Source organism: Streptomyces sp. NBC_01390, from assembly GCF_045040105.1.
GTDB lineage: Bacteria > Actinomycetota > Actinomycetes > Streptomycetales > Streptomycetaceae > Streptomyces.
The window spans coordinates 6,959,215-6,983,122 of record NZ_CP109551.1; the positions used below are offsets into that span (position 1 = coordinate 6,959,215).

At 68.7% G+C, this 23,908-nt stretch carries 16 protein-coding genes, 1 tRNA gene and 1 pseudogene; 9 read left to right on the top strand and 9 right to left on the bottom strand.

Translation table 11 applies throughout. The features are described from left to right. The first annotated feature begins 616 nt into the window (after window positions 1–616). Complete coding sequence (locus tag OG241_RS31515) at window positions 617–1,408, top strand: IS5 family transposase (protein WP_405812650.1); 792 nt, start codon at window positions 617–619, stop codon at window positions 1,406–1,408. Here the strand turns inward: OG241_RS31515 and OG241_RS31520 are convergent. After that, window positions 1,365–1,916, bottom strand: a complete 552-nt coding sequence (locus tag OG241_RS31520) for a hypothetical protein (RefSeq protein ID WP_405812652.1) — start codon at window positions 1,914–1,916, stop codon at window positions 1,365–1,367. The genes OG241_RS31515 and OG241_RS31520 overlap by 44 nt on opposite strands. A 176-nt stretch (window positions 1,917–2,092) precedes the next feature. Here OG241_RS31520 and OG241_RS31525 point away from each other — a divergent pair, with 176 nt between their 5' ends. Then, entirely contained in the window at window positions 2,093–3,382 is a 1,290-nt protein-coding gene (locus OG241_RS31525; protein WP_405812607.1) for an IS256 family transposase, read from the top strand. A 430-nt stretch (window positions 3,383–3,812) separates the two neighbouring features. Here the strand turns inward: OG241_RS31525 and OG241_RS31530 are convergent, their stop codons facing one another. The 6 genes from OG241_RS31530 to OG241_RS31555 form a co-directional block, all read right to left on the bottom strand. Further along, window positions 3,813–4,313, bottom strand: a complete 501-nt coding sequence (locus OG241_RS31530) for a hypothetical protein (protein WP_405820036.1) — start codon at window positions 4,311–4,313, stop codon at window positions 3,813–3,815. Then, window positions 4,310–4,438, bottom strand: a complete 129-nt coding sequence (locus OG241_RS31535) for a hypothetical protein (protein WP_405820037.1) — start codon at window positions 4,436–4,438, stop codon at window positions 4,310–4,312. Before OG241_RS31535 ends, OG241_RS31530 begins: the two co-directional genes overlap by 4 nt. A 519-nt stretch (window positions 4,439–4,957) precedes the next feature. Further along, window positions 4,958–8,782 (bottom strand): helix-turn-helix domain-containing protein, encoded by a 3,825-nt coding sequence (locus OG241_RS31540; RefSeq protein ID WP_405820039.1) that lies wholly within the window; start codon window positions 8,780–8,782, stop codon window positions 4,958–4,960. 138 nt (window positions 8,783–8,920) lie between these two features. Continuing rightward, window positions 8,921–10,213 carry a hypothetical protein gene (locus OG241_RS31545; protein WP_405820041.1) on the bottom strand — a complete coding sequence of 431 codons (1,293 nt, stop codon included), beginning with the start codon at window positions 10,211–10,213 and terminating at the stop codon, window positions 8,921–8,923. Between the two features lie 333 nt (window positions 10,214–10,546). Then, the gene (locus OG241_RS31550; RefSeq protein WP_405820042.1) at window positions 10,547–11,260 is read right to left on the bottom strand and encodes an IclR family transcriptional regulator; all 714 of its coding nucleotides are present in this window, start codon (window positions 11,258–11,260) and stop codon (window positions 10,547–10,549) included. Then, window positions 11,257–12,717, bottom strand: coding sequence for an APC family permease (locus tag OG241_RS31555; RefSeq protein ID WP_405820044.1), 1,461 nt, complete (start codon window positions 12,715–12,717; stop codon window positions 11,257–11,259). Before OG241_RS31555 ends, OG241_RS31550 begins: the two co-directional genes overlap by 4 nt. A gap of 258 nt (window positions 12,718–12,975) precedes the next feature. Between OG241_RS31555 and OG241_RS31560 the strand changes: the two genes are divergently transcribed. Continuing rightward, the gene (locus tag OG241_RS31560) at window positions 12,976–14,412 is read left to right on the top strand and encodes an APC family permease (protein ID WP_405820046.1); all 1,437 of its coding nucleotides are present in this window, start codon (window positions 12,976–12,978) and stop codon (window positions 14,410–14,412) included. A gap of 47 nt (window positions 14,413–14,459) precedes the next feature. Here the strand turns inward: OG241_RS31560 and OG241_RS31565 are convergent, their stop codons facing one another. Next, window positions 14,460–15,083: a TetR/AcrR family transcriptional regulator gene (locus OG241_RS31565; protein WP_405820048.1), complete on the bottom strand. Its 624-nt coding sequence runs from the start codon at window positions 15,081–15,083 to the stop codon at window positions 14,460–14,462. Between the two features lie 211 nt (window positions 15,084–15,294). On the opposite strand from OG241_RS31565, the gene OG241_RS31570 reads away from it, so the two are divergent. The 6 genes and pseudogenes from OG241_RS31570 to OG241_RS31595 all read left to right on the top strand — a co-directional run bounded on the left by OG241_RS31570 (window position 15,295) and on the right by OG241_RS31595 (window position 20,356). Beyond that, the gene (locus OG241_RS31570) at window positions 15,295–16,452 is read left to right on the top strand and encodes a serine hydrolase domain-containing protein (protein WP_405820050.1); all 1,158 of its coding nucleotides are present in this window, start codon (window positions 15,295–15,297) and stop codon (window positions 16,450–16,452) included. Between the two features lie 77 nt (window positions 16,453–16,529). After that, entirely contained in the window at window positions 16,530–18,485 is a 1,956-nt protein-coding gene (locus OG241_RS31575) for a primary-amine oxidase (RefSeq protein ID WP_405820052.1), read from the top strand. A gap of 4 nt (window positions 18,486–18,489) precedes the next feature. Then, the gene (locus OG241_RS31580; RefSeq protein WP_405820054.1) at window positions 18,490–18,999 is read left to right on the top strand and encodes a hypothetical protein; all 510 of its coding nucleotides are present in this window, start codon (window positions 18,490–18,492) and stop codon (window positions 18,997–18,999) included. A 107-nt stretch (window positions 19,000–19,106) separates the two neighbouring features. Then, window positions 19,107–19,661 (top strand): hypothetical protein, encoded by a 555-nt coding sequence (locus tag OG241_RS31585; protein ID WP_405820056.1) that lies wholly within the window; start codon window positions 19,107–19,109, stop codon window positions 19,659–19,661. Between the two features lie 252 nt (window positions 19,662–19,913). Beyond that, a pseudogene (locus OG241_RS31590) lies at window positions 19,914–20,222 on the top strand (LexA family protein); the annotation flags it as partial. A 57-nt stretch (window positions 20,223–20,279) separates the two neighbouring features. Beyond that, window positions 20,280–20,356, top strand: a tRNA-Trp gene (locus OG241_RS31595). A gap of 229 nt (window positions 20,357–20,585) precedes the next feature. Here the strand turns inward: OG241_RS31595 and OG241_RS31600 are convergent. Then, window positions 20,586–23,903 (bottom strand): NACHT and WD40 repeat domain-containing protein, encoded by a 3,318-nt coding sequence (locus tag OG241_RS31600; RefSeq protein WP_405820057.1) that lies wholly within the window; start codon window positions 23,901–23,903, stop codon window positions 20,586–20,588. Window positions 23,904–23,908: the final 5 nt, after the last annotated feature.

The following is a 23,908-nucleotide window of genomic DNA, read 5'->3' on the forward strand; positions in this document are numbered from 1 at the left end:
AGTGCCGTGCCCCGCCTGCGGCGTGGCCACGCACCGACATCGCTCCCTGGACTACGACGGGGTGAATGTCTACAGGCCTCAGGCCGGCGCCGATCCCACCCGCGTGGGGAGAGGTGAGGAGCCGGCCATGGGGGTGGCATGGATCTCGCTGATCCCGGGTGACTATCCGGCCCGGCTCTTCGCCGACGGCGAGGTCTACCATCTGGCCGGCGGAATCGCCTGGCCAGGACCTCACCACCGCGACTACGGCAGCGCCAAGATCGCACACGACTGCTGTTGCCCGGGACTTCACCGCAGCCGGCCCACCTCCAGCCGGGGTGCCGGCGAGTTGTGGCTGGCCATGCGTCTTAGTAGCTGTTGTCGTTCCGATCTTGAGGGGTGTGCGTCGAACGGGAGTCTCGATCGGGTGGTTGGCGCCGGCTGCGGGCATGAAGGCAGGGCCTCTTGGTAGCTCGGGGTTGCGAAGCCAACCGAGATCCAGGAGACCCTGTTGCCGCAGTTGTACGTGCACACGCCGGTGGAGTTCAACTCGGCTGCACCGACGTGTGATTGTGTCGCCCACCGGTTCGGAAACGCAGCCGATCACCCGGAACGTGTTCGGCGGTATCCCTCGGACATGACGGACGCGGAGTGGACCGTGGCCCGGCCGCTGCTGCCCGTGCCGGGCTGGCTGCGCGGCCGGGGCGGACAGCCGGAGGCGTACTGCCACCGGGCAATACTCGACGCGATCCGCTACCTGGTCGACAACGGCATCAAGTGGCGGGCCATGCCCGCCGACTTCCCGCCGTGGGACCGGGTCTACGCGTTCTTCCGCCGCTGGCGCGACCACTGGCTGGTCAAGGAGTTCCACGACCGGCTGCGCGCAAGGATCCGCGAAAGGGACGGGCGCGACACGGAGCCGACGGCTGGCGTGATCGACTCGCAGTCCGTCAAGGCGGACGCCGTCGTCGGTGCGGACAGCCGCGGCTTCGACGGCGGAAAGCTGGTCAACGGGCGCAAGCGGCACGTCGTGGTCGACACGCTCGGCCTGCTGCTGGGCGTGATGGTCACCGCCGCGGACACCGGCGACCGCGCCGCCGCCCAGGTCCTGCTGCGGCAGGTCGCCGACGCCCACCACCGGCTGGAGCTGGTCTGGGCCGACGGCGGCTACACCGGCAGCCTCGTCGAGCGCTGCCTCACCGTGCTCGCCCTGGTCCTCGCGATCGTCAGACGCAGCGACGACATGCGCGGCTTCGTGGTCCTGCCCAAACGGTGGATCGTCGAGCGCCTCTTCGCCCACCTGATGCGCACCCGCCGCCTGGCACGCGACTACGAACGCCGCACCACCAGCGCCGAAGCGATGATCTACTGGTCGATGACCCTGCTCATGACCCGCCGCCTCGCCCGGCCACACCCGCAGCGAGCGTGAACCGTCCCGGCTGCCCCTCGGCCAGCCAGCCCCGCGCGACCAGTCGCTTCGCCTTCGACCGCAGCGCCTCCACCTTGGCCGGCACCACGTCAAGACCGAACAACACGGCCAACTCCTGGCAGGTCAGCGGACCTTGACGGAGCCGGTCCCGGTCCGCGAGCGCGGTGAGGATGCGCTGATAGTCCACCGACAGCACCGACCAGGCCAGCCCCTCACGCCACATCGGAACCTGCGACTTCCTCTTCGCTGCCTCCGGCACCTGCGGCGTCTTTCCGGTCTGCTCCCCGGCGGCTGGCGCGGTCCCCTCGGCCCGGGCGGGGTCCTGCCCGCTCTCGTCCACGGGGGCCAGCACCTCGCCGACCCGCGAGCAGGCGATGGCCCACTCCCTCCATTCCCGCTCGGCCACGGCCAACTCGGCCTGGACACGGTCGGCTTCCTCCCGCAGCTCGTCAACACGACGGCGAGCACCCAGCTCACGCTGTTCCAACAGCCCAACCACCGACGGCATCCACGACCTCCCGGGCAGCGACAACACGACAGGCCACAACTCCCACGGGATCGCCGACCCTACGCCTGACCAGCGGAAACGCAGTCCTCAAGTCCGGAAAGACAACAGCTTCTAAGGGCAATGCCGTTGGGACTGTAAAACGTTCGGTGTAACTCCCGATCATGGAAGATGCATCGATGACCAGCAACAACGTGACTGAGCCCGAGGCCGTCGAGCCGTCTGAGGCGCCGGCGAAGTCTGTGGACAACCGACTGATTGACGAGCTGGTGGGCCGGGCTCAGGCCGAGGGCCTTCAGCTGACCGGCGAGGGCGGGCTGCTCCAGCAGCTGACCAAGCGGCTCCTGGAGTCCGCTCTCGAGGGTGAGATCACCGACCATCTCGGCTATGACAAACACGATCCGGCCGGGAAGAACGGCGGCAACTCACGGAACGGCACCCGGGCCAAGACCGTGTTGACCGATGTCGGCCCGGTGGAGATAGCCGTGCCCCGCGACCGGGAAGGCAGCTTCGAGCCGAAGATCGTCAAGAAGCGGCAGAAGCGTCTGTCCGGCGTGGACGAGATGGTCATCTCGCTCGCGGCGAAGGGCCTGACGACCGGTGAGGTCCAGGCCCACCTGGCCGAAGTCTATGGGGCCGAGGTGTCCCGGCAGACGATCTCAACGATCACCGACAAGGTTCTCGACGGGATGGCCGAATGGCAGAACCGGCCCCTCGACGCCGTCTATCCCGTGATCTTCATTGACGCCATCCACGTGAAGATCCGTGACGGGGCGGTTGCCAACAGGCCCATTTACGTGGCCCTGGCGGTCACTGTCGAGGGTCGGCGGGACATCCTCGGGCTGTGGGCGGGCGACGGCGGCGAGGGCGCCAAGCACTGGATGCACATCCTCACCGAGATCAAGAATCGCGGTGTGAACGACGTCCTCATGCTGGTCTGCGACGGGCTCAAGGGCCTGCCTGACGCGGTCGAGGCCGTCTGGCCCCGCACCACGGTCCAGACCTGCGTGGTGCACCTGCTGCGGAACTCATTCCGTTATGCCGCCCGCCAGGACTGGGACAAGATCGCCCGCGTCCTCAAGCCCGTCTACACCGCGGCGACCGAGGAGGCCGCACTCGAGCGGTTCGCCGAGTTCGCCGATGCCTGGGGCCGGAAGTATCCGGCGATCGTGCGGCTCTGGGAGAACGCGTGGGAGGAGTTCACCCCGTTCCTCCGCTTCGACACCGAGATCCGGCGCATCGTCTGCACCACCAACGCGATCGAGTCCGTCAACGCCAGGATCCGGCGGGCGGTCAAAGCCCGCGGACATTTCCCCACCGAGCAGGCCGCATTGAAGTGCGTCTACATGGCCATCACGTCCCTGGACCCCACCGGCAAGGGACAAGCCCGCTGGACCATGCGCTGGAAGACCGCACTCAACGCCTTCGACATCACCTTCGACGGCCGCCTCTCGGCAGCCCGTCAGTAACTCCAACAACCCCAGTTACACCGCTCGTTTGACAGACCCTGTCCTGTCGGTACACCCGGACAAGAACAACGGCCCCATCGCCCCGTAGGCGGGGGAGGCGAATATGGCACGCGATCAGCGGGCGGACTGAGGCTGGGAAAGGCTGACTGACGAGCACATCTCCAGCATCCGGCGGGGGGCACGGAGCGCCGCGCCGCTGTCCGCTCATGCATCGCATCAAAGCGAGGGCGTCCCAGTCGTCACTGCGTTGTCGTCCCGTTGGGCAGGGTGATCCATTCCAGCGCCCAGCCGTTCAGCTGCAAGAGCACATCACCTAGGCGAAGGCACGCCTCCGTCATCGGGGGCGTGCCTTCGCCGCCTCAACCCTCCTGTGCGACTTCGGGGCTCAGGATTCCGGACAGGCACCTGCCGGTGGATCCCGTGGTCGGCGTTACTTGATCCACCAGTTGGTCAGCCCGTCGATCAGCGGCGCCGAGCGCCTGAAGTTGACGCGGTTCGCCTGCTGATTGGGGTAGGAGCACAAGGATGTGCGGTACCACTTCACCTCGACGTCGTCGTGCTGCCACACGTGGGACTTGTAGTCGGTCGCGTTGGCGTCGAGCCAGGCCGGCCGATTGCGGAGGCCCACGCCGAAGCAGTGGGAGTAGCCGGTGGTGTGGTCCGCGATCAGTATGCCCCCGGCGTTGGAGTAGATCTTGACCTGCAGGTGGTGCCAGGGGCTCGGGGACTGCCCTTGGCAGTGAGCTTCCCACTCCGAGCTGTTCATCAAGGCGGACCGGGACAGCTGGCTGTTGTCGGTGTAGTCGGACATCTGAGGGTTGACCCAGGTGATCTTCTGGCTCTGCCAACGCATGATGTTGCCGTCGCGGCCGTTGCTGTAGTCCGAGGAGCAATGCGCGTTGGAGCTGGTCAGGCAGCGCCGGACGATCACCACTGGTCCATGTACTTCTGCTTGGCGGCCGTGGGAACCCAGGGATCCTCGATCTTCAGCCCATAGGACGACTCACTGTCGATGCAGTGCGCGAAGTTGTTGTTGATCAGTCCGCCGCACCCCATGAGTCGGCACGGGCCTGGGGCGCCTGCGCCAGCCCCACACCGAGCGTGCTCGACGTGAGGGCGACTACGCTGCTGAGGAGCGTGACGGCGCGCAGTCGCATCCTCGGGAATCTCTTCACGGATCAGCCTCCGTGTTTCTCTGCATTCTGGTCGACTCCGGCGGAGTCGATCTCTCTTCTGTGAGGAGTGTGCGACCGCCATTTCGCCGGGCGGAACCTTACCCGGCAGTTATCCGAAGAACTCTGAATTCAATATCGGGAATTGTTTCTTGGGTATATCACCGGAATTACCGATGTTGGCGCCGGTCGGACTTATGGGGGGGGGGCGGCTGCGAGCCAGGCGGCTCGACGCGGACGGCTGGACTGCACGGGCACCCGCGTCGGTCGTACATCCGGGAGCGGTCCCCCGTGTGGGTCTCGGCCCAGGTCCGCACCAGTGCCTTCCCTGGCAGCCGCTGGCCGCGTCCGTTCGGGGACCCGCAGCCGATCAGGACTCACAGGTGCAGCGGCACCGCACCGTTCATCGGGCACACACGCTGCGGTAGGCGGCCTCGGGGATGTAGGTATGCCACTGGCCGGCGGACAGCGTCGTGCCGGCGCGGGCGCAGATCTGGTCGGCTGCGTAGGAGGCGCTGACGGGATAGCGCTGGAGAGGGGCGTGGGGGCTGGCGGCGTTCAGGATGGTGCCGTTCAGGGTGAAGGCGAGGGAGGTGATGGCCTCGCCGGGGGTGGTGAGGCCGCTGCCGAGGGGCTGCTGGCTGGCGGTGTCCCACAACTGGAGCGAGCCGGAGTCGCCGGCGACGGCGAGGGTGCCGCCGTCCGGGCTGAAGGCCAAGGCGCCGACGGCCTCCGGGGAGCCGTTTGCCGGGGGTGCGGGGAAGACGCTGGGCAGGACGCCGAGCCGGTGGGTGAGGCCGCCGTCCCACAGGGCGACGCGCCCCGACGCGTCGCCGACCGCGGCCCGGGAGCCGTCCGGGCTGAAGGCCACCGCCATGATCTCCTCTCCCGGGCCCAGGGGCCGAGTCGTACGGGCGCCGGAGGGCAGGGTGGTGAGGCGGTCGCCGTCGACGAGCATGCGGCCGTCCGGCCGCAGCGCCGGCGCTGCGGGGTTCATGTCGCCGAGGACGGCGGTCCTGCGGCCGGTCGTGGTGTCCCAGGTCTCGCCGACCTGCCCCGCGGACTGATCGCGGACGGCCACGAGCAGCCGTCCGCCGGGGCCGAGGGCGATGTACTCCGCTGCTGCGGCCCGTGACGGTGCCAGGTCCAGCGTCGTGCGGACGTGAGCACGCGCGAGGTCCCAGAGGGCCAGAGACTGTGCCGAGGCGCCCCCGCCCGACGCGGAGACGCCGTACGCGAAGGCCGTGCCGTCCGGGCTGAAGGCCATCAGCGGCAGCGGCACAGCGTCCGTCGCCGGCCCGGCTGCGTGGTCGGCGCCGGGGAGCGGGGCGGCGGGCAGCGTACGGAGCAGGCGGCCGTCGCCCGTGTCCCGCAGCCGGAATGCGTACCCGCTGTCGGACTGCTCGGCGGTGGCGAGCGTACGGCCGTCCGGGCTCAGCAGCGCGGCGCTCACCGGGGTGCCGCGCCACGCGGAGGTGACCGCCGGCCCCAGGGCGAGCGTGTGAACCGTGCTCCCTTCCAGGTAGCGCACCTCGGGCCGGTCGGGGTCCCAGGCGATGGCGCCGTACGGCCGCTGGTCGTTGAGGGAGTGGCGGAAGACGGGGGCATCGGGCGCGGAGAGCCGCCATACGGCGAGCTCGGCGGGGCCGGAGGCAGCCAGGAAACCGCCGTCCCCGCTCAAGGACACGGACGCGGCGTCCGGGTAGGCGATGTCCGCGACCTGCTCTCCTGACGCCGTGTCCCAGACATGTACGTCCGTCTCGGAGACCACCGCGAGCAGGCGGCCGCGGGGATCGAACTCCACGCGGGAGTTGTCGTCGCCGCAGGTGTTCGCGCCCGCGCTCGTCCAGGCACCCGCCAGGTCGCGGTGCGAGGCCAGGTCGCGGACCTGGAGGGGGCCACTGACGGGGCAGACCGCCACCAGCCGGCCGTCCGCCGTGGCGGCCACGTTCGTCTCGCTGTCCGCCCGGGCCTCGAACAGCAGCCGACCGTCCGAGACGGCACGCAGTTGCTGCCGCGGCTGCTCGATGGAGCTGACGAGGTAGCTCCGGGGGTCGGCGTCGAAGGAGACCATGTTCTGCGACGAGACCGGCGCCGGATCGGCCCAGCGGCCCGAGGAGAGGTCCCACAGCCGTTCGCCCCAGCCGCCGTCCACCTCGAGGAGCCTGCCGTCGCGGCCGGCCGTAATGGTTCCCGAGGTCCCCGCCGGTAGCCGCCCGGAGGCGAGGGCACGGTGGGTGCCGGTGCTCCAGGTTCGCCAGGTCCGCCCGTTGACACTCAGCAGGACGCGTCCGGAGCCGACGAGGAAGCGGGGGGCCGTGTCGCTCTGCGCGGGATCGGTGAACGCGTCCCGCTCGGGTTGAGCCAGGGCGTCCAGCAGGGCCGCACGTGTCTCCGGCAGGGGCGCGATCCGCCAGGCGGCCAGGCTCAGCAGCATCGCTGTCCGCGGGTCCGTGGTCCGCATGGTGTCGGACACCGCGGCGACCCGCCGGGCGGCGGTGTCCTCGTCGTCCCGCACCTCGGTGCCGTGCTGCTGCCAGGCGACCAGGCTGATCATCAGGGCCACGGCGAGCAGGCCGGAGAGCGTGGCGGCCAGGCGCCGGGTCCGCCGCCTTGTACGGGCGGAGGCGTGCCGCTCCGCGTCACGTGCGGCGAGAGCCGCGATCAGGAACGCGCGCTCGGCCGAGGTGAGGTGCTCCTGCCGGGCGTCAGGCGACGGCTCCCCCGGGGACCGCTCATCCGAAGACCGCTCACCCGGCGACCCCTCGCCCGGCGCGAAGAGCTCCGCGGCGCGGTCCAGGCGTACACCCCGGTACAGGGCTCCAGGGTCGCGGCCCAGTTCCAGCCAGGCGCGGGCGTCCTCGGCCAGCCTGCGGTGGGCGACCAGCCGGACGCGGTCCTCGTCGATCCATCGGCTCAGCCGTGGCCAGCTGGTGATCAGCGCCTCGTGGGCGAGTTCCACGGTGTCACCGTCAAGGGCCAGCAGCCGGGCGGCGGCCAACCGCTCGACCACCGGCGGAAGTTCGGGATCGGACCATTCCTCCAGTTCCGCGCGGGTGGCCGAGCGGCGGGTGTCGGGAGTGCCCTCGCCGGGGGCGATCAACCGCAGCAGCAGACGGCGTGCTATCCCCTTCTGGGCGGGCGTCAACGTGTCGTACGCGCGTTCCGCGGTGGCCGCAATGGCGCCGTGGACGCCGCCCGCCGCCTCGTACGCGGCGAGGGTGAGGATGCGGCCGCGCCGCTGGCGCCAGGTCTCCAGCAGCGCGTGCGAGAGCATCGGGAGCGCGCCGGGCTGGTCGACGACCTCCTCGACGAGACGCGAGGTCAGCTCGCGGTCGACCACGAGGCCGGCCGCGGTGGCCGGACCGGTGACCGCCTCCCGCAGCTCCGCCGGGCTCATCGGCCCCACCAGGAGGCCGCAGTGCCGCAGCGCGTCGGCGAGTTCCGGGTGCTCGGCGCACCGCCCGTAGAAGTCGGCGCGCATAGCGATCACCGTACGCAGCCGGGAGTCCGGGGCCCTGGCCGTGAGCAGCAGGTCGATGAAACGGGTGCGCTCGGCCCGGTCCCGGCAGAGGGTGAACACCTCCTCGAACTGGTCGACGATCAGCCAGGTGTCCAGTTCACCGTCCTTCGGCGCCAGCAGATGGCCGTACGTGGCAGCCGGGCGCTCTCCGGGTGTGAGGATCCGCAGTGCGGTGGGACGTCCCGGGCCGCGCGTGGTCTCCTGTGCGGCCGGGATCAGGCCGGCGCGCAGCAGCGAGGACTTGCCGCTGCCGGAGGCCCCGATCACGGCGGCGAACCGGTGCTCCCGCACCAGCTCCAGCAGCTCGGCCACCAGGCGGTCACGGCCGAAGAACAGGTCCCGGTCACCGGGCTCGAAGCGGGCCAGCCCCCGGTACGGCGACTTCGCGTCGTCCTCGGCGGTGGACGCGTACACGTCGCGGGCCGCCGCCTGGACCCCGGCGGCCTCCTCCGCGGCCTCCTTCCAACGCGCCTCCCATTCGTCCGGGTCCGCGTCGCATGCACGCGCGTAGGCCCGCGTCACCGCCGCCGACGGGATCCGCTCACCCGCCGCGGCCCGGGACAGCGTCGTCACCGACAGACCGGTGTGCTGGGACATCTCGCGGTACGAGGGACTGCCGGCCTTATGGCGCAGCAGCCGCAGTTCGTGGGCGAACCGCTGAACCGGACCGGCGTCCGGGTCCACCGGGCGCTCGGGACGACCCAATCGAAGCTCCCCAAAAGCATCTCAAGACAGTGCTTTTGGACTATGGCGGAGCCGAACGGCACAGGACAACGCCCGGGCCGGTGACCTTGGTCACCGGCTCGGGCTTGGTGCTTCACCGCACTCGGCGGCGTGGTGCTGTCACGCGTGCTCGTAGTAGGAAATGTGGCTCTTCCAGTTGAAGACCGTGTCCGGGATGTAGGTGCCGCCGGGCGGGGTCACGATGAACTGGTCGTCGAAGTTCTGGGGGTTCGCCCGGACGTTCAGTCCGTCACAGCTGCCCAGCTGGCGCGACTGGGCGTTCTCCACCTCGCCCATGCACTTGCCGTTGTCCGCCATCAGTTCGTCGCCGTCGACGAACCACCACTGGGTGTGGTCGTTGTAGTTGCAGGTCTTGAGGACCGCGTAACCGCCGGTGTAGCCGAGGCAGCTGTTGCCCTGGCCGATCAGGTAGCCCACCGCGCCGTCCTTGTTGGTGTGCGTCGTCTCGGCGACGTCCCAGTTGTAGTACGGGTGGGTGTGTACGCCCGACCAGAGGTTGTCGGGCACGGGGGAGCCGGAGGCGTTGTGGGGGATGCGGAACTGCAGGCCGTCGGCGATCGGCTGGCCCCGCTCCTCGGCGATGACCGGCTCGACGGACCCGCCGCCGGTGTAGGCGATCGGGAAGGCACCGAAGTTGTGGCCCATGATGTAGTTCACCGCGTTCTGGATGCCGCTGACCATGGCCGGTCCGGCACTGCCGATGCGGTTGCCCACCGTCTTGAGCAGGTTGCCGAGCTCCTTGAACGTGGCCCTGACGCCCTGGCCGACGTACTTCTCGTCAAGCTTGTCGAGGCCGGAGAAGGCCAGCATGGAGACCGTGGCGTCGAAGAAGGCGCCTCCGACGCTCTTCCAGTTGAGGTAGCCGTCGGTCAGGTACTGGAAGGCCAGGGCGCCGACGAAGCCGCCGGTGAACGACGCGATACGCACGCCCCACTTGCAGCCGACCGGTCCGGTGAGCGAGCAGATCAACGTGGAGGCGAGGATCGTGACCACCGCGTCCACGGCGATCTCGACCGCCCGTGCGGTCAGATAGGACCAGCCGGCCGTCGTCGCCTTGTGCATCTTGCTCACGCAGTCTGCGGCGGCCTCCTTCGCCTTGACGGCCACGATCTTCGTCTGCTGGGCGTCGAGCGAGTACGAGGCGGCCTGCACGGTCACGACCGGCTCGGTCGTCACCGTGCGGAGCGGCTTGCCGTACGCGGCCTCGATCGCGTTGACCGAGTCATCGCAGAACTGCGTGGCCGAGATCTTGGGCTGGGCGGCCCTGAGGGCCGGTGCCCTCGCGTCGAGGATCGTGGCGGCCACGGCGGCGACCAGCACGGCGATGAGCAGCGTCCGTAGCGTCCGTATCGGCACCCGTTGGAAGGGGTGCCCACTGAACCAGGTCAGCACTGATGAGCTCCTTGGGAGGATGTGTGGGTCAGCGGTCGCGGCGGTGCGGGTGTCGCCGGTGCGCGCTCCGGTCGCTCAGGGGAGGGACTGGGGTGACCCGATCCTGGAGCTGCCACAGTTGTTGCTCAAGCCCCTCGCCAGGCTGCAAACAACCCTGTGGCCTGCGTTAACGCGTGCGGGTGGGGCCTGTTACAAACGACCGGCCCTAGGCCCAACGCCGGTGACTTGGGTTCTGTGCTGCCGAGTGATGGTGGTGGTGTCCGGTGGGGATGGTGTCCAGTTGCGATGCTGGGCCCGTTTGAGCGGCCAGTTGGACACCTTGCGTTTGATCACTTAGGAGAGCAGCGGAGTGAGTTGGTCTGCGTGGTCGCGGAGGACCGGGAGTAGATCAGTGCCCAGTTTCTGGATGCGGTCGGGTGGAGCGCACAGTGCCAGGCCCGCGACGAGCACGCTGGTTGCGGGGTTACGGATGGCGACGGCGAGGCAGCCGCGATCGGGGCGGAGTTCGCCGAGTTGGCTGGCGACTCCTGTGTCGGATACGGCGGCGAGTTCGCGTGCGAGGTGAGCGGTGTCGGTGATGGTGTGCTCGGTGAGGTGCCGCAGGTCGTGCGCTCCGGCGCGGTGGGTGGGCTGGTCGGCGAGGAGGAGTTTGCCGAGGGAGGAGGCGTGCGGGTGGCGCGCGAGGAGGGTGCCGTCAGTGGGCGGGTGGTCGGGATCGGGATCGGTCAGGGTGAGGCGTCCGCCTGTGTAGGCGGCTAGGTGGACGCCCCAGCGGACCTGGCGCCTGAGTGCGGTGACCACGGCGCGGGCGGCGGCGCAGGGTTCGGGCACGTGGGGGAGGGAGAGCCGGGCGGCACGGCGGCCGAGGGCGAAGCCCCGCAGGTCGGGGAGGCGGACCAGGTACTCCTCGGCCACGAGGAGGTTGAGCAGGCGGTAGGTGGTTGCGGGCGGCAGCCGCAGCGCGGTGGAGATCTCCTTCGCGGTCACCCCGGGGCCGGCGGCCACGACCTGTTCCAGTACGTGCAGCGCGTTGCCCTGGGCGCTCATCTGGACCGGCCAGGGACGGGAGTTCGTCGTGGGTGGTCCTCGAGTATGTCGGCCATGGACGTCTCGTCGTATACGCCGATGCCCGCCAGCCGGTCGGGCAGGCGGCGGCGCAGCCACCCGTACCAGGCCAGCGCCGCCGCGGCGAGCACCGCGAATGTCAGAGCGAACGCGCCGCCCGGCACCGAGACGGCGAACGCCCCCAGCGCGATGAGCAGCACCGGCACGACCGCCAGGGCGACGGCCACCGGCCCGGGGGTCGACTCGCCGATGTTGCGCAGGAAGAGCGGTACGGCCAGGCAGACCAGCAGGTAGGCGAGGAGGTAGCCGACGGTGGATGCCTGGAGCAGCAGATCCAGGACCCGTTCGGCCGGGACACCGCCAACGATCATGGCCGCCGGCAACGCGGTCGTCACCGGGAGCGCCACCGCGATGGCGAGGTGCGGAGTGCGGTGAACGCGATGGGTGCGGCGCAGCCCACGGGGGGCGAGTCCCTCGGTACCGAGCGAGAACAGCACCCGGACCAGGGCGTTGGCGGTCGCCAGCGCGCAGGCCAGGAAGGAGCTGGCGATGCCCGCGTCCAACAGGGGCGATACCCAGGGCAGTCGCTGTGCCGAAGCCAGGACGCCGAGGGGCAGCACGCGGGCGTCCTCGGTCAGGCTCACCTGGACGGCCGCCGCGCACACGTACATGACGCCCGCGACACCCGCGGTCCAGATCACCGCGCGGGGGACGGTGCGGAACGGGCGGCGGGCCTCGACTCCGAGGGCCGCCGCGGACTCGAAGCCGATGAAGGCGGCGAGGGCGGGAACCACCGCGGCGGCCACTCCGCCGAAGGCGCCGGCCGGTTCCGCGGCGTGCGCGGAGGGGGCCGGCAGCCGAGAGATGTCGCCGCCGAGCAGGAGACCGAACACCGTCAGCATCAAGGTGATCGACAGCCCTTCGACGAGCAACACCACCCCGGCTGAGAGCCGGATGCCGCGGACCGCGCAGGCCGCGACGACAAGGCCCAGCAGCACCGTCGTGGCGGCCACCGAGACCCCGGCCGACGCTCCGGTACGGCCCAGCAGCGCATGCAGGTGGATCGCCGCCCCCGCGAGCGCCGCCGAGACCAGCAGTGCGTAACCGACCAGCAGCGCACAGGCGCAGGCGAAGGCCCCGGCGGGTCCCAGGCCCTTGGCGGCCAGGCTGTACAGCGACCCGGCGGCGGCCATGCGACGGGTGAACTGCCCGATGCATCCGGCGATGAGGAGCGCGACGACCGTGGCGATGACGAACGACCAGACCGTGCCGCTTCCGGCGGTGGACGCGGCGATCGCCGGCGTGGCGGCCATGCCCGCCGTCGGAGCGGCAGCGGACACCGACTGGGCGAATACCTGGATCGGCCCGAGGGTGCGCCGGTCCAGGCCGGGAAAGCGCGGGCCTGGACGCAGCGTGGGCTGCTCGGTCTGGATCGTCATGGGCGGCACGGTAAGCGGCGCACCTGTTGCCGGACGTGCCGGGGAGGTGTCCGGAATGTTTCCTCGCCTGAGAGTGAACGGGGCTGGTTTTCCCGTTACGGATGACGGTCGCTTGACGCTCCGGTGACGGTCCGGCAACCGCGAGGCTCCAGTGTCTGCGGCAGTCCCCGCTTCCGCTGCGTACGGCCCGCTTCCGTGGCGGTGCGTCGCGGTCCCCGCTCCCAGCGCCCCCGGGCGCCACTTCCTCATGGAGGTCGGATGTCCGCCGATCGTGCGGCACCCACGCTGACCGGTTCCCTCGGTACCGGTTCGATCGTCTTCATGGTGGTGGCCGCGGCCGCCCCACTCACCGTCGTCAGCGGGACGGTCCCGCTGGGCATCGCGTTGGGCGACCGGGCCGCGTTCCCCGCCACGTTCGTGATCTGCTGTGTGATCCTGCTGCTGTTCGCCGTCGGCTACGGCGCGATGACCCGCCATGTGCCGCAGGCCGGCGCTTTCTACACCTACGTGCAGCAAGGCCTGGGCCGGCCGGCCGGTCGGGGCGCCGCCTACCTGGCCCTGGTCACCTACACCGCCGTACAACTGGCGGTGTACGGCTACCTGGGGGCGGTGGCCGCCGACCTGGTGCAGCACTACGGCGGACCGTCGCTTCCATGGTGGCTGTGGGCAGCGGTAGCCCTGGCGGGTGTCGGATTCCTCGGCCACCGGCACATCGACGTGAGCGGCAAGGTGCTCGGCGTCCTGCTGCTGGGCGAGGTGGGAGTCGTTCTCGCCCTGGACGCCGTGGTCGTCGGACGCGGGGGTGGCTCGTCGGGGCTTTCCACCGCGTTCCTGCAGCCCGAACAGGTCGGCTCCGGCTCGCTCGGCCTGGGCCTGGTCTTCGCCATCGCCAGCTACCTCGGATTCGAGGCCACCGCCGTCTTCCGCGACGAGGCCCGCGATCCGCACCGTACGATCCCGCGCGCCACGTACCTGTCCCTTGTGCTGATCGGTGGCTTCTACACACTGTCGAGCTGGGCGCTGGTGTCGGCCTGGGGCGACGACCAAGCCGTTCAGGCGGCAACTGCCGATCCGGGCGGCATGCTGCTGACCACGATGCAGCACCATCTCGGCTCCACGGTGGCGGACATCGCCCAAGTACTGCTGCTGACCAGCCTGTTCGCCGCTGCCCTGTCCTTCCACAACGTACTGGCCCGCTACGGCTACGCGCTGGGAACCTCGGGCCTGCTCCCTCGGCTGAGCGGCAGCCGCCACCCACGGCACGGCTCGCCACACACGGCCTCGCTGCTGCAGTCGGCCTGCGCAGCGATATTGGTGGCTGTCTGCGCGGTGACGGGGATGGACCCGGTCACCCAGGTCTTCGCCTGGCTCGCCGGCACCGCGACCCTGGGCATCCTGCTGCTCATGAGCCTGACCTGCCTGGCCGTCATCGTCTACTTCCGCCGCACCCGCCGGGACCCGCGCACCTGGCACACCGTGGTCGCCCCGGGCCTCGGTCTCCTGGGCCTGGCCGGCTGCCTGGTACTCGCGGTCGCGAACTTCCCTCTGCTCATCGGTGGTTCGACCACGCTGGCGACCGCCCTGGGTGCCGCACCACTGGGGGCCTTCGCGATTGGCGTACTCCTGGCACTGTGGCGGCGGCCACGGAACCTGGAGACCGCCGTCGCACAGCCTGTCCCCGAAACGGCGGCCTGATCGCCTTGCCCCGCAAGCGATGCCCTCTACGGCGTGCACTGCGGCCTTCAGCCGTGAGAGCCCGGCGTATCACGCACTGCCGGACGCTCCAGAAGCCGGAGCGAGAATTCGAGCGCACGATCGACCCGCGGTCGGTCCCCGGACACGAGGAGGTCGAGCTGGAGGCCCCTGACCTGGGCGAGCACGAGCGTGGCGAGTGCCGAGGCGTCCTTCGACGGCCAGCCGTCCTGCATAAGCCGTCCGACGAGAATGTCCAGCCAGTCGCCGACGAGCGACCGCGCCGAACCACGGTCGTCTTCCGGCTTCCAGCCGTTGTACCCGACCATCTCGAACAGGAGCAGGAATTGACGCTGCTCTTTGGGCTCGCACAGCCGCGGCCACAGGGCCTTCACCAGCTCGGCTGCCGAATCGGCCGCGCGCAACTCCTCGTCGCCGGTCAGCCGGTCGGTGAGGTCGGTGCGGATCTTGTCCACGACGCTCATGATCAGCTCCTCCTTCGAGGAGAAGTGCCGCAGCAGCGTCGCGTGGGTGACTCCGAGTGCCTGGGCCAGCGGGCGCAGGGACAGGTCGCTGACGCCGTGGGCCAGGACGTATTCGGTCACCGCCGCCAGTAGCTCCGGTCTCCGGTGCTGGAAGCGAAGTGTTCGCCCGTCGACCCGTTCCGTACTCATCGCCACAGAACCTCCTCCACACCTAGGGGGCATTAAGCGTACCAAGTGGTTGCCCTAACCGAATGGTACTGCTACTTTCCGCTTATCGGCCCCGCACCCATCCGTTTCCACGCAAGCCCCGACATTGGGCTCAGCCGGTGGTGAGCCCCCTCCCCCGATGAGGCGGGCAGTGGTGAGCGCCGATCTCCTCCCCACCGATCGAAGGACGACCATGACCGATCACAAGCGCCAGACCCTGGCCGATCTCAACCTCTTCACCGGGGCGCCGCAGCACGAGAACTTCTCCCGGGTGAAGGACCTGCTCGACACCCGCGAGATGGCTTCTTCGTCCAAGCCCCTCGCTTGGCCGGAGGGTGATCCGATCGGCCTGCCGGAGACCTACGAGTTCGACGGCACCGTGCGATCGGCCGAGGAGTTCATGGCCGACACCGACACGGCGGCATTGCTCGTCCTCATCGATGGCGTCACCCGGTACGAGCGCTATGCCCTGACCGGCGGACCGGACGTCCAGTGGCTGTCGATGTCGGTGGCCAAGAGCTTCCTCTCGGCGCTCGTGGGGATCGCGGTCGCTGAAGGACACATCGGGAGCATCGACGAGCCGATCAGCTCCTACGTGCCGGTGCAACCCGGTTCCGCGTACGACGGCGTATCCATCAAGAACGTGTTGCGGATGTCCTCGGGAGCCCGTTGGAACGAGGACTACAGCGACCCGGCCTCGGACGTCTTCCTGCTGACCATGGCCGCGCTGGGCATCGGCGGAACGCTCGACGATTTTGTCGCCACCATGGTCCGCGAGAGCGAGCCGGGCACCATCTGTCGCTACAACTCGGGCGACACACAGGTGCTGGGGGCGCTCGTGGCGCGGGCCACCGGACGTTCGGTCGCGGACTACATGCAAGAGAAGCTGGGCGAGCCCCTCGGTATGGCCGAGCCCGGCTACTGGATCGTGGACCCCGCGGGCACGGAGCTGGCCTTCGCCGGCCTCAACCTGACCGCCCGCGACTACGCGAGGCTCGGCGAGCTCTACCGCAACGGTGGCGTGTGGCAGAGCCGGCAGATCGTCCCGGCGGACTGGGTGCGCGACTCCGTGACCGTCGCCGCCCCTCATCTGGAGCCCGGCGGGCCCCTGGTCGGCGGGCACCACTTCGGCCCGGGCTATGGCTACCAATGGTGGATACCGGCCGGGGACCGCGGCGAGTTCAGCGCGATCGGCGTCTACAACCAGTTCGTCTACGTCGACCCGGCCAGCAACACGACCATCGTGAAGCTGTCCGCCAACCGCAGATACGGGACCTCCAGCGAGGAGTCCACCAACCGCGAGATGGAAACCATCGCCTTCCTGCAGGCGATCGCCCAGCACGACCACTGAACCAGCGGCAACGCAGCCGCCCGGGCCGAACGACAAGCGATGTCTCCCTAGTAACGAACTTTCATGAAGGAAGCGCCATGACCTACGCCACCGCCTCGACCGAGCGGACGGGCACGTCCCCCTCGGCCACCCACCCCCTGTCACTCCTCGCAGCCGAGGAGATCGACGCCGCGCGGCTGGCCGCCCAGCAGGCCGGACTGACGACGGACACCACCCGGTTCGTGTACGTCGGGCTGGAGGAGGCGCCCAAGCACGAGGTCCTCGCCCACCGCGACGGCGACGTCGTACGACGCCGGGTGAACATGATCCTCATCGACCGCGAGACTTCCGTCGCCACCGTCGCCGTAGCCGACGTCACCGGCGGCGAAGGTGGCGAGATCGTCGAGTCGAGGACCGTGGACGCGGCGGGCGAGGGCCAAGCCCCCATCCTCGACGAGGAGTTCGACGACATCGAGGCCATGCTGCTGCGCAGCGAGAAATGGCTGAGCGCCCTTGGCAAGCGGGGCATCGACCCGCAGAAGGTGCGTGCCGTCCCACTCTCGGCCGGGAACTTCGGCCACGAGGACGAGACGGGTCGACGGGTCTGCCGCGTGCTGGCGTTCCTCCAGCTCGACGAGGCCGACCTGCCGTGGGCCCACCCCATCGACGGCGTGTGCGCCTACGTGGACCTGACGGCCGGCGAGGTCTTCGAGGTGGTCGACAGCGCCGAACTGGCGGTGCCGATGGAGCGCGGCGAATGGGACGCAAGCCCGCATGCGTCACCGATGCGGACCGACCTCAAGGCCTTGGAGATCAGCCAGCCCGACGGCCCCAGCTTCACCGTGGACGGCAATCTGATCAGCTGGGCGGACTGGTCGTTCCGCTTCACCTTCGATGTCCGTGAAGGACTCGTGCTGCACCAACTCGGCTTCCGTGACGGCGGCGAGGTGCGCCCCGTCGTCTACCGGGCATCCATCCCCGAGATGGTCGTCCCGTACGGCGATCCCTCCCCCGCCCGCTACTGGATCAACTACTTCGACCAGGGCGAGTACATGTTCGGCCGCTACACCAACTCCCTGGAGCTGGGCTGCGACTGCCTCGGAGAGATCACGTACTTCGACGCCACGATCAGCGACGAGAAGGGCCGCCCCCGCATCGTCAAGAACGCGATCTGTCTGCACGAGGAGGACTACGGCGTGCTGTGGAAGCACACCGACCTCTTCAACGGCATGACCGAGACCCGCCGGTCACGGCGCCTGGTCATCTCCTTCTTCCTCACCATCGGCAACTACGACTACGGCTTCTACTGGTACCTCTACCTCGACGGCACCATCGAACTGCAGGCCAAAGCGACCGGCATCGTCTTCACCTCCGCCTACACCGGCCCGGACGGCTTCGCCACCCAACTGGCTCCCGGTCTGGGCGCCCCCTTCCACCAGCACCTGTTCTGCGCCCGCCTCGACCTGGCGGTCGACGGCCACCGCAACGCCGTCGACGAACTCGACGCCGTGGCCGTCCCGGTCAGCGACACCAACCCCCACGGCAACGCCTTCCGACAGGCTCGCACCCGGCTCACCTCGGAACTCGACGCCCGCCGCACGGCGGACAACCTTCGCGCGCGTACGTGGCTGGTCAGCAACCCCGACAAGCAGAACCGCCTGGGCGAGGACGTGGCCTACGCCCTCCACCCGGAGGGACAGCCGACCCTGCTGGCCGACCCATCCAGCGTGATCGCCAAGCGCGGCGCCTTCGCCACTCGTCACCTGTGGGTCACGCAGTACAACCCCGATCAGAAGTGGCCCGCCGGCGAGATCGTCAACCAGAGCCCCGGCAGTGACGGCCTGGAAGCGTTCGTCGCCGGTGACCGCCCGCTGGACGGCGAGGACGTGGTCCTGTGGCACACCTTCGGCCTCACCCACTTCCCACGCCCGGAAGACTGGCCGGTCATGCCCGTCGACTACACCGGCTTCAAGCTCAAGCCCGTCGGCTTCTTCGACCGCAACCCCGCACTCGACGCACCGCGCGGCACGACGTCGCACTGCCACGGATCGTAAGACCGTGACCGCACCCACGAGGCACGGGACCCTCCGCCGGGTGGCCGCGGGCCTGGCCGTGATCTCCGCCTTTGTCCACGCGGCCATGCTGGCCCAGCACGTCGACCGTTTCGCCGTCGTCCTGCTGGTGCCGGCACTGACCTGCCTCGGCTGCGCGGTCATGCTGTGGCGGTCGTCAGGACCAGGCGAATGGACGGCGATGGCGATGCTCAACGTCGTGATGCTGACGACCCATGTCCTGTGGCCGGCGGTCCAGCCCACGATGGATCACACGAACCGTCCCCAGAACCACCACCAGAGCGGCAGCCTCACGCTGATGCACGCGGCTCTCGCCCTGGCCGTCGTGGAGACGCTCCTTGCCGTAGCCGGACTCTTCGGCGCACTCCTCGGGGAGCAACGGGACATCACCGGGAAGAACGCGGCGTCCCCAGCAGCGAGTGGTAGCGCCCTGCTCCCTCGCGGCCGCAGGGCAGTGGCCGACGGCGGTACGAAGACCGCGACGTTTCGAGCTTGAGGTCAGCGTGACCTCGGAGGACGCTACTCGGACTGTTCGAGCCGGGCGGCCAGCGCCTCACTCGTGGCGGTGAAGGGGGCCTCGGCCCGGTCGAGGATCGCGGGGTCGTGACCCCGGCCATCGTGCACCCAATCGACTGGCACCTGCAGGTTGAGGATCACCTCAGCAAGGTCGACATCGGCTACAGCCTCCTGCGACCCATGACCTTCACTGCAGTCCTCGGCGGCCAGGCGGAGCTCATCAAGAACAACCTGTGGGGAGGAGCCGCTGGAACTGTGCCCGCGAACCTCATCGATGTGCGCGATGTCGCAGATGTGGCAACCCGTCTGATCCTGGGCGGCGAAGCCAGTGGCCCGGTCCGCAGGCCCTACCACCTCACCGGGCCTGGCGGGCTGAGCATGGATGACATCGCGGAGCACCTTTCGCTGGCGATCGGGCGGACGGTGAAGTACACGCATCGAACTCCCGACGAGCAGCGAGCGCTGCTGCTGTCACTCGGGCTGCCCGACCTGGTTGTCGGACTCCTCCTCGGCATCGACGTCGAGGCCTTTGCGTCGGGCGCCAGCACCGAAAGACCTCGACCGTCGAGGACGTTCTTGGGCGGCCGCCCCGCTCCATTCCCGACTGGATCACGGAAAACGCAGGACTCTTCCGGTAACTAGTAGGGCTTGGTCATCTTCACTCGTGAGTGGCGGGTCCGTTCAGGGCAGTGGCCTGCTGGTGGGCGAGCACGGAAGCAACCCACTGGAGAGGTTCGTCTACGGGCGGCGCCGCTCACTGGGCTGTTAGTACCTCAGTGGGCCTCACCATTCCGGCTGGTCAGTTCGCCATTGACGGCGCATCAGCCGCCGACACCGGATGCTCGAGAATGCCCCGCGAAGTCGCTGAACCCGTCGCACAACCCCGCCGATGCCCCGAGAGGACCAACAGGTTCACGCTCGATCCCCTTCAGGAATTCGAGAACCTGTCGGTTTCCGGTCTCCGGCGACAGCATGATCGACGCGGCGATCTGTGACGGCGACATCGTGACCGTACGGCGTCAGGACAGCGCCGACCATGGCGACATCGTCGCTGCGCTCCTGGAAGACGAGGCAACCGTCAAGGTGCTGCGCCGACAGGACGGGCGCGTTTGGCTCATGCCCCGCAATCCGTCGTACGAGCCGATCCCGGGCGACGACGCGCAGATCCTCGGCAAGGTTGTCGGAGTCCTGCGCCTGCTCTGAGAGACGGAAATTCCTTGGAGGCGGACGTGTTGGTTATGCGAAGCTGTCACCCATCGAAGGGGCGTAGCTCAGATGGCCAGAGCGCCGGTCTCCAAAACCGGATGCCGCAGGTTCGATTCCTGCCGCCCCTGCCACGGATCACGGCTCCCAGGTCGTCAGGGCCTCCGCCACCACCCTCGGCCAGCGCCGCGGTGACTCACCAACCGAGATGACCTTACGCATCACGTAGGGACCCGTCTTTAGGCAGGCCCGCGGGGCACGGGCGCCGCGCTGACGCGTCAACCGATCACTTTGCGAGGAGCCGCACTGTCCAACGGGACGGCGCCGGACCTTTGATGTTCGCCGGCAGCAGGGATGATCCGCTCAGGATGCCCGCCAAAGCCGTAGAGTGCGGTCTTCGCCAGATGTGACGATCCGATTGCCCGCCGGATTGAATGCGAGCGAATTGATTCTGCCGCTGTGTCCACGGAGTGCGACGGCGGAGGCAGGATCGGTATCCACGTGCCAAAGCCATAGGACACCGTAGTTGTCGCCGATGGCGAGCTGTGTGGGATCGGTTGTGCTGAAGCCCACGGCGGTCGCCCCATCGATGTCAGATGTCCGGATCAGACTTCCGTCACGGTTCCACACCTGGACCGGGCCCATCGGGCTGACGTAGGCAAGTATGGTGCCGTCGTCGCTGAAGGTGAGGGTGGTGGCCCGACCGTAATCGCCGAAGAACACGGTTTCACCGTTTCCGGTTCCAGGGAGGGCGTGGGTTCTGCCCGAATGGTTCAAAGGATCAAGGTGAACACCATTGTCTTCATCCGCGGTAGCCAGAATCCCTTCACTGTCGAAGGCCAGACCGTGGTTCAGGAATTCACTCGCCGGCTGCGCGTACTGTCCGTACCGGCCGTCGCGCCCGCGCCAGATGTGAAGACCGCCGCTGCCGTCACACGCGGCGAGGATCTGCCCTCCGGGCTGGAAGTCGATTGCCAGGACGTCTGCGTCGTTCTGTTTGTACAACTTCTTCCATGACCGGTCCCGGAAGCTCCACAGGTGCACGGTGCCGTTGTCGGTAGCCACCGCCAGGACGTTGTCACGCTTCCCGTAGGCGATTGCTGTGATCCTGGGTGTACCTGGGTATTTCGTTGGCAGGGTGAGGTGGGAGAGCGGAGACCCGTCGGGGTTCCAGATTCGGACGCTTCCCTTCTCGTCCCCGCTTGCGATGTGGCGCCCGCTGTTCAGCCATACAACCGGTCCCACGTTGGCTCTGTGCCCGCTGAAGATCACCAGGCTCTCGTTCTCGGGCAGGGCGTAGGCGCCGAGCAGGGCTGCTGACGAGGCGGCTCCCGCCGTCAGGACCGTACGACGGCTGACGACCAGTCGACCCGGCGTGCGATCCGTACGGGTGCGGTCAGTGTGCGGAGCCGTACGCGCGGCAAGCGTCTCCTGCAGACGGACATGGCGGAACTGGTACACGCTGCCGGACTGCCGCAGCAGTTCCCGTTCGCGGGCGTCCGCGAGGAACGCCATCAGCCGCCATGGCAGACGTCCCTGAACGGCGAGAAGCAGCCGGGTCACGACGAATCTCGGCCAGGCCCGGGTGAGGAGGACAAGCAGACCGAAGGCCGTCGACGGTAGCAACATGCCCAGACCGAGGATCATCCGGAAATCGTGCCCGAAGTGCTCGAACAAGACGTTCAGATCGTCGTGGGCGAGGCCCCAGGGGTCGAGCGTGCCAGGCCAGCCAGTAATGATCCGGAATGCGAGCCGTCCCGTGAAACCCGCCGCGGTCCAACCGATGAGCCCTGTGGCGCCCACGACCGCTCCGGACACCAGCGCCCCGGTCAAGGAGGAACGGCGGTCCTGGGCGAGGGAGTGCAACGGACCGACCTGCGCCGTCGCTCGGGTCGGCGGCGCGTCGAGCCACTGGTGAGCCGCGAGTGCCAGGCCGACGACGGTCGCCGTGGCGGCACAGAGCATGACCATCTGGAAATAGAACTCGATGGCGACCATGGACCAGAAACTGTCTTCCTGCGAAATCGTAATGACAACTGTGGTACCGGCGACAACAGGCACAACAGAAACGATGGTCAGGACGACACCATTACGGAATCCCTGCCTTAGCCGTGCCCAGGAGTTGCGGATCGCCAGAGACAACCGCCCAGGAGCACGGCCGGGGTAGGCGTAGCACACGACAGTAGCCAGAACAGCGAAGCCACCGCCGATCACCGCACAGAGGGTTGAGATGAACGACACGTCATGCGCGTCACGCCCGTCGCCACCGTAAACCACCGTCACCCACACCGCTGACGCGCTTGTCAGTAGCAGGCCGGCCCCGATCCCGATTGCCGGGACGAACCATCGGGGCAGCAGACGTTCGCTCATCCGCCACCACGCGAGATCACGTTCGCGGTGATCATGCAGATAGCCGGCCAGGAAAGTCAGCCAGTGGCGAGCTTGCTCGGCCGACCATCTGGTCTCGGACTCCGCAGCGGACGGATCGGGAGAATAGGCGGCATCGACAAGCCGGTGTGTCAGGAATTCCTCGATTGCGTATCGGCAGTCGAACCTGGCCGTGTCCAGTAGTTCGGCAGGGTCCGCCCCGTGCTGGTAGACGAGCCGAGCTGTGGAAACCATCAGAGGAGTCGACAGTGCTGCCGCGAGGGGACTGTCCGATTCCGTTCGCAGGTGATCGAAGACCGTGTCCCAGGCGTCCGCGTCCAGGCCGGCGGGCCAGTCCATGTCCCGCAGATAGGCGATGACATCCTCGGGGCTGACCGGCTGGACCTCCACCACTGGTGCCTGCCGGAGCACGGGAGCACCACCGCGGATCAGGTCCTCGTACTCGGCGGCCCGGCAGGTGATCACGATGGGTCTTTCCGCGCCGATGGCCTGATTGACCGTCCGGACGGCGGAACGGCGCGCCGCTTCCGGGATCTCGTCGAGTCCGTCGAGCACAGGCAGCAGGAGCCCGTGATCCAGCAGCAGGCGCGGGATCTCCGCGCGACCGTTGTAGTACGCGGATGCCACGGTTCGTACGATCCAGCCGTCGAGTGACTCGCGGACAGGATCCCAGGAGGAGACCGGCAGCAACACCGGGACCGCACCGCCCTGCTCGCGCTCGGCGAGCATGCCCAGCGTGAGAAGCAGGGCAACGACCGTCTTGCCCGCGCCCGGCTCACCGAGGACGACCAGTCGTCGGTTCGACAGACGCTCGAAACCTTGCGCCAGTTGACGGGTCACTTCGTCGAACCTGCCATCGAAGCGGCCGCTGAGACGCATACGCAGCACTCGTGCGGCATTCACTGCCCCCGCCCTGGAGCTCAACCCTGCTCCGAGCTGGTCGGCGACGTTCCGGGACGTCGCCGACCAGGCCAGCGGCAGCACACGGGGATTACGCAGCCGACGTACCTTCGCCTCCTCCAACCACTGAGCCCTGAGCGTCAGTGCCAGGTTGTCCGCCAGCACTGCGGGATCGGGCGGGCGCGGATCAGGCCGGAAGTAGTCGGCCAGGGCCAGGGCCAGGGACAAAAGGCTTACGAACAGGCCTGCCACACCCGCACGCCCGCTGGCAGTGTTGGTGTCCCCGCTCTTCAGCAGCCATACGGCAAGCACGAGGAACAACATCGCCGTGCCGGCCAACAGGCAGTCGCGGACCAGGCGCTGCCGTGACCGTCGGGAAGGGTGCCATCTCACGATGC

What these genes read in the sequence shown, in the direction of transcription:
- OG241_RS31515 (WP_405812650.1), top strand. Translation starts at nt 617, where the DNA reads ATGACGGACGCGGAGTGGACCGTGGCCCGGCCGCTGCTGCCCGTGCCG.
- OG241_RS31520 (WP_405812652.1), bottom strand. Translation starts at nt 1,916, where the DNA reads ATGCCGTCGGTGGTTGGGCTGTTGGAACAGCGTGAGCTGGGTGCTCGC.
- OG241_RS31525 (WP_405812607.1), top strand. Translation starts at nt 2,093, where the DNA reads ATGACCAGCAACAACGTGACTGAGCCCGAGGCCGTCGAGCCGTCTGAG.
- OG241_RS31535 (WP_405820037.1), bottom strand. Translation starts at nt 4,438, where the DNA reads ATGGGGTGCGGCGGACTGATCAACAACAACTTCGCGCACTGCATCGAC.
- OG241_RS31550 (WP_405820042.1), bottom strand. Translation starts at nt 11,260, where the DNA reads ATGAGCGCCCAGGGCAACGCGCTGCACGTACTGGAACAGGTCGTGGCC.
- OG241_RS31555 (WP_405820044.1), bottom strand. Translation starts at nt 12,717, where the DNA reads ATGACGATCCAGACCGAGCAGCCCACGCTGCGTCCAGGCCCGCGCTTT.
- OG241_RS31560 (WP_405820046.1), top strand. Translation starts at nt 12,976, where the DNA reads ATGTCCGCCGATCGTGCGGCACCCACGCTGACCGGTTCCCTCGGTACC.
- OG241_RS31565 (WP_405820048.1), bottom strand. Translation starts at nt 15,083, where the DNA reads ATGAGTACGGAACGGGTCGACGGGCGAACACTTCGCTTCCAGCACCGG.
- OG241_RS31570 (WP_405820050.1), top strand. Translation starts at nt 15,295, where the DNA reads ATGACCGATCACAAGCGCCAGACCCTGGCCGATCTCAACCTCTTCACC.
- OG241_RS31575 (WP_405820052.1), top strand. Translation starts at nt 16,530, where the DNA reads ATGACCTACGCCACCGCCTCGACCGAGCGGACGGGCACGTCCCCCTCG.